This is a genomic window from Thauera sp. (assembly GCF_035444905.1).
Classification (GTDB): Bacteria; Pseudomonadota; Gammaproteobacteria; order Burkholderiales; family Rhodocyclaceae; genus Thauera.
In genome coordinates, this window is the sequence record NZ_DAOMPS010000127.1 from 1 (window position 1) to 2,755 (window position 2,755).

General features: G+C 69.4%; 4 protein-coding genes. 3 read left to right on the plus strand and 1 reads right to left on the minus strand.

Translation table 11 applies throughout. The features are described 5' to 3' along the window. Positions 1-52 precede the first annotated feature (52 nt). Genes PLC66_RS22480 through PLC66_RS22490 form a run of 3 tightly spaced genes read left to right on the plus strand, consistent with a single transcriptional unit; the run spans position 53 to position 1,813 of the window. On the plus strand, positions 53-742 hold the full coding sequence (locus PLC66_RS22480) for a CsgG/HfaB family protein (protein ID WP_324544402.1): 690 nt from the start codon (positions 53-55) through the stop codon (positions 740-742). Between the two features lie 25 nt (positions 743-767). Further along, positions 768-1,136, plus strand: a complete 369-nt coding sequence (locus PLC66_RS22485) for a DUF4810 domain-containing protein (protein ID WP_324544403.1) — start codon at positions 768-770, stop codon at positions 1,134-1,136. An 11-nt stretch (positions 1,137-1,147) separates the two neighbouring features. Beyond that, positions 1,148-1,813: a DUF799 domain-containing protein gene (locus PLC66_RS22490; protein ID WP_324544404.1), complete on the plus strand. Its 666-nt coding sequence runs from the start codon at positions 1,148-1,150 to the stop codon at positions 1,811-1,813. 33 nt (positions 1,814-1,846) lie between these two features. On the opposite strand, the gene PLC66_RS22495 is transcribed toward PLC66_RS22490, so the two are convergent. Continuing rightward, the coding region (locus PLC66_RS22495) for a DNA-3-methyladenine glycosylase family protein (protein WP_324544405.1) at positions 1,847-2,755 on the minus strand (909 nt) is incomplete at its 5' end.

Consider the following 2,755-nt stretch of genomic DNA (forward strand, 5'->3'; position numbering starts at 1 on the left):
TGCGGCAGAATGCCCGCCTTCGCCCCCTTGGCATGAACCGGAGCCCGCCCCGATGCGCCACCCATCCGCTGTCCGAAACCTCGTCGCCGGTGTCTTCCTGGTCGGGGGCGTCGCCCTGCTGGCCGGCTGTGCCACCGAGCAGTCGCGCACGCTGGAAGTGGCCAAGGTCGCCTCCGCCGGCACCACTTACAACGGCCCGCGCAGCCTGATCGCGGTGGGCAAGTTCGACAACCGTTCGAGCTTCATGCGCGGCATCTTCACCGACGGCGTCGACCGCCTCGGCAGCCAGGCCAAGACCATCCTGATCACCCACCTGCAGCAGACCGGGCGCTTCAACGTGCTCGACCGCGACAACATGCCGGAGATCAAGCAGGAGGCGGCGCTGGCCAGGTCGGCGCAGAACATCAAGGGCGCGAGCTACGTCATCACCGGCGACGTCACCGAGTTCGGCCGCAAGGAAACCGGCGACCGCCAGCTGTTCGGCATCCTCGGCCGCGGCAAGTCGCAGGTGGCCTATGCCAAGGTCAATCTCAACGTGGTCAACGTCGAGACCTCCGAGGTGGTCTTTTCGACCCAGGGCGCGGGCGAGTACAGCCTCGACAACCGCGAGGTGATCGGCTTCGGCGGCACGGCGAGCTACGACTCCACGCTCAACGGCAAGGTGCTCGACCTCGCCATGCGCGAGGCGGTCAATCGTCTGGTCGAGGGCATCGAATCCGGCGCCTGGCAGCCCGGCCGTTGATCGGCCCGACGCGGAACATCGACCGATGACGCGTGCTCGGCTTGCCCGCCTCGCGGCCGCGCTGCCGGTCGCAGGCGCCTTGCTGCTCGCCGGCTGCGCCAGCGGCCCCCAGCCGCTCTACTACTGGGGCGAGTACCAGCCTGCGCTGTACGGCCACTTCACCAAGGAGATGGGGCCGCAGCAACAGATCGCCAGCCTCGAGGCCGGCCTGGAGAAGGCGCGCGCCATCGGCAAGCCGGTGCCGCCCGGCTACAACGCCCACCTCGGGCTGCTCTACGCCGAAAGCGAGCAGATGGACGAGATGCTGAAGTACTTCGAGGCCGAGAAGGCCCTCTATCCGGAAAGCACGCCCTACATGGACTTCCTGCTGAGCAAGTTCAAGCGAGCCCAATGAGGCGACCGACGATGCGACTCCGAATCCTCGCCGCCGCGGCCACGGCCGCCGCGCTCGCCACCGGCTGCGCCACCCCCGTCGCCTACGACTACAGCGCCTTCAAGCAGAGCCGCCCGAGCTCCATCCTGGTCCTGCCGCCGCTCAACAGCTCGATGGACGTGGCCGCCACCTACAGCATGCTGTCCCAGGTCACCCTGCCGCTGGCGGAGTCGGGCTACTACGTGCTCCCGGTCAGCCTGGTGGATGAGACCTTCCGCCAGAACGGGCTGCACAACCCGGCGGAAATGCACGAAGTCGCGCTGCACAAGCTGCGCGAGATCTTCGGCGCCGATGCCGCGCTGTACATCGACATCAAGCAGTACGGCACCAGCTACGCGGTGCTGTTGAGCGAAAGTCGCGTCACCGCTGCGGCCCGGCTGATCGACCTGCGCTCCGAACAGCTGCTGTGGCAGGGCGAGGCGACCGCCTCCAGTGCCGAAGACCGCAGCTCGAACGGCGGCCTGGTCGGCCTGCTGGTGCAGGCCATCGTGAGCCAGATCGTCGAGAGCGTCACCAACCGCTCGCATCCCATCGCCGGCATCACCAGCAACCGGCTGCTGGCGGCGGGCAGGCCCAACGGCATCCTGTACGGACCGCGCTCGCCGAACTACCAGAAGGACGGCCACACCCAGCCCTGAGCGCGCCACCGCGGCGGACGGCCTCGCCGCCCGTCATGGCGCGGTCGCCTTCTGCGCGGCCCACAGGTGGGCAGCAAGCAGCGCACGCCACGGCGAAAACGCGGCGAGCCAGGCGCGCGCATCGTGCTCGCTGATCTTTTCCTCCATGCCAAGCAGGCCCTGCAGGCTGCGGCGCACCGCCGCATCGCCGTGCAGCGAGCCGTCCATCCAGCCAAAACCGCGCAGCAGCGTGTAATCGACCGTCCACGGACCGACGCCGCGCACGCCCAACAGCCGCTCGCGGATGTCGTCGATCGGCAGCGTCTGCAGCCAGGTGTCGAGCGGCAGCGCGCCGTCTGCGACCAGGCGGGCGAGGCTGAGCAGGGTGTTCGCCTTGGCCGCGGAAAAGCCCGCCGCGCCCAGCGCGTCCACGGTCAGCGCGGCGATCCGCTTCGCGTCCGGATAGCACATCAGGCCGGACGCGTGGCGCACGCCCGCCGCCAGGATCAGCTTGCGCCGCAGCGAAACCGCCGCGCCCAGGCTGATCTGCTGCCCGGTCACCGCCCAGGTGAGGGCCTCGAACGGCGTCGCCGCCACCGCCACGCGCAAGCCCGCCTGCCGGGTGATCAGCGCGCCGACCTGCGGATGGTGGCGATGGCGGGCCTCGAACGCGTCGATGTCCTGGGTCAGGCCGAGCATGCGGCGCACCATGGCTTCGAACCGCGCCGCGCACTCGGCGCTGCCCGCGTCGTCGATCGTCAGCGTGGCTTCCGCCCGATCCGGCTCGAAGCGCAACTCGAGGTGCGCAGGACGGCCGTTCCAAGCCAGGCCCTTGCGCAGGGATGTGTCGGTCGCCGACTCGGCGACTTCCTGTGGATCTCGGCGGTGGAAGGCGAGAATGTCGCGCTGGCGGTAGGCGGGCGGGAGCGAGACGGTACAGGACAGCATGGTGGGCATTGCGAT